Annotated in this window: 1 protein-coding gene; it reads right to left on the bottom strand. The window is 77.8% G+C overall.

Annotated features, from left to right (window positions below; translation table 11 throughout):
• Positions 1-2,785: SDR family NAD(P)-dependent oxidoreductase (locus tag GT045_RS31260; RefSeq protein ID WP_161336240.1), on the bottom strand; the 2,785-nt coding region annotated here is incomplete at both ends.

The raw sequence follows: 2,785 nt of genomic DNA, 5'->3' as shown, positions 1-2,785 counted from the left end.
CGCGCACCAGGGCGGGGGCGTCCGCGGTGACCGTCACCCGGACCGGCAGCAGCAGGGCCCGGTCGGCGGCCGGGTCGCCGCCGGCTCCGAGTGCGCGGTCGAACAGGGCCAGCGCACGGTCGGCGGGCAGCGGCAGGATTCCGTCCCGGGCCAGCCGCCGCAGCTCCGTCTCGCCGAGCCCCGCCGCCATGCCCTCCCCCGTGTCCCACAGCCCCCAGCCGAGCGAGAGGGCCGGCAGTCCCTCGGCGCGGCGCCGTGCGGCCAGGGCGTCCAGGAAGGCGTTCCCCGCCGCGTAGTTGGCCTGTCCCGCCGCGCCCAGGGTGCCCGCGGCGGAGGAGAACAGGACGAACGCGGCGAGGCCGAGGCCGCGCGTCAGCTCGTGCAGGTGCCAGGCGGCGTCGGTCTTGGGGCGCATCACCGTCTCGAGCCGCTCGGGTGTGAGGTCGGCGAGCAGCCCGTCGTCCAGGACGCCCGCGGCGTGCACCACGGCGGTCAGCGGACGGTCGGCCGGCACGGACGCCAGCAGGGCGGCCAGCGCGGCCCGGTCGGTGACGTCGCACGCCGCGACGGTCACGGTGGCGCCCAGTGCGGCCAGGTCCTCGAGGACGCCGGGGGGGACGGTGCCGCCGCGGCCGGCCAGCAGCAGGTGGCGTACGCCGTGCCTGCTGACCAGGTGCCGGGCCAGCAGGCGGCCGAGGCTGCCGGTGCCGCCGGTGAGCAGGACGGTACCCGCCGGATCGAGGACGGGCGCCGGGGCCGGTCCGCGCTCACCGGTCCTGGCCAGTTCCGGCACGTACACCGTGCCCGCCCGCAGGGCGAGTTCGGGGGCGCCGGTGGCGAGGGCGGCCGGGAGGGCGGCGGCCGAGGCCGGGTCGTCGTCGGTGTCCACGAGGACGAACCGGCCGGGGTGTTCGACGGCCGCCGCCCGGACCATGCCCCAGACCACGGCCTGCGCGGGGTCGGGTGCCGCGTCGGCGTGGACGGCGACGGCGGACCGGGTCAGGACCGCCAGCGGTGCCCCGTCCGGTGCGTCGGCGAGGTGCTGCCGCAGGGCGGCGAGGGCCTCCAGGGCGGTCTGCCGGGCACGCTCGGGCAGTCCCGCACCGAGGTCGGGGGCGGTCACGGTCAGGACGCGGGGTGCGGGCGCGCCGCCGTCGGTGCCGTGCGGCCGCGCGGTCCAGCGCACGTGGAACAGGTCGCCGGGCTCGGGGGCCGCCGTGTCCAGCTGCTCGGCGGTCACCTGGCGGATGCGCAGTGACGCCACCTCGGCCACGGGTGCGCCCGTGCCGTCGTAGAGGCGCAGGGTCATCCGGTCGGTGCCGTGCGGGGTCAGGCGCAGCCGCACCGACGTGGCGCCGGTCGCGTGGAGGGTGACGCCCTCCCAGGAGAACGGCAGGGTCAGCACGGTCGGGTCCTGCCCGTCGAGCAGGTCGATGGCGTGCAGGGTGGAGTCGAGCAGTGCCGGGTGCAGCGCGAAGCCGCCGGCCTCCTCGGCGTCCGGCAGGGCGAGTTCGGCGCAGACCTCCTCGCCGAGCCGCCACGCGGCGCGCAGGCAGCGGAACGACGGGCCGTAGCCGTAGCCCTGTGCGGCGAGGTGGTCGTAGACGCCGGTGACGTCCAGGGGTACGGCGCCGGCGGGCGGCCAGTCGGTCGCCGGCGCCGGTTCGGGTGCGGCGGCCGGAGCGAGGACGCCGGTGGCGTGCCGGGTCCACTCGCCGTCCGCGCCCTCCGGGCGGGCGTGCACGGTGAGGCGCCGGCGTCCTTCGGTGTCCGGGGCGGCGGCGGCCACCTGGAGGTGGACGGCGCCTCGCGCGGGCAGGACCAGGGGGCGTTCCAGGGTGAGTTCCTCCAGGCGCGGGCAGTGCGTGCGGTCGCCGGCCTGGACGGCCAGTTCGACGAAGGCACTGCCCGGGACGAGGACGACGCCCGCCACGGCGTGGTCCGCGAGCCAAGGGTGGGTGGCCAGGGACAGCCGGCCGGTCAGGGCCACGGTGTCGTCGCCGGCCAGCTCCAGGGCGGCGCCCAGCAGCGGGTGACCGGCCGGTGCCTGGCCGAGGCCGCCCGCGTCGGCGGCCGTGCCGGGCTCGTCGTCCAGCCACAGCCGCCGGCGCTGGAAGGCGTAGGTCGGCAGGTCGGTGCGGCGGGCGCCGGTCCCGGCGAACACCCGCTGCCAGTCGACGGGCACCCCGCGCACCTGGGCGGTGCCGAGCAGGAGCGCGAAGGTCTGCTCCTCGTCGCGGTCGCGGCGCAGCGCCGGGACGAACGCCGACCGTTCGGCGTCGGTGACGGCGTGCGCGCCCATGGCCGTGAGGACGGCGTCGGGGCCGAGTTCGAGGAAGGTGCGCACCCCGTCGGCCTCCAGCGTGCGCACGCAGTCGCCGAAGCGGACCGCCTCGCGGACGTGCCGGACCCAGTACGCGGGGTCGCACAGCTCGTCCTCGCCGGCCCGCGCCCCGGTCACGTCGGAGACGAGGGGCACGGCGGGCGGCGCGTAGCGCAGTTCACGGGCGGCCTTCTCGAACTCGGCCAGCATGGGTTCCATCAGCGGGGAGTGGAAGGCGTAGCTGACCTTGAGCCGCTTGGTACGGCGGCCGGAGAAGGCCGCGGCCACGGCGTCCACGGCGGCCTCGGTACCGGAGACGACGACGGCGCGGGGCCCGTTGACGGCGGCGACGGACACCTCGGGCCCGAGGTGTGGCAGCACCTCGTCCTCGGTGGCGTCGACGGCGAGCATCGCGCCCCCTGCGGGCAGCGCCTGCATCAGCCGGCCGCGGGCGGCGACCAG

This window comes from Streptomyces sp. SID486 (assembly GCF_009865385.1).
Taxonomy (GTDB): Bacteria; Actinomycetota; Actinomycetes; order Streptomycetales; family Streptomycetaceae; genus Streptomyces.
This window is presented reverse-complemented; position numbering and strand designations above follow the sequence as displayed.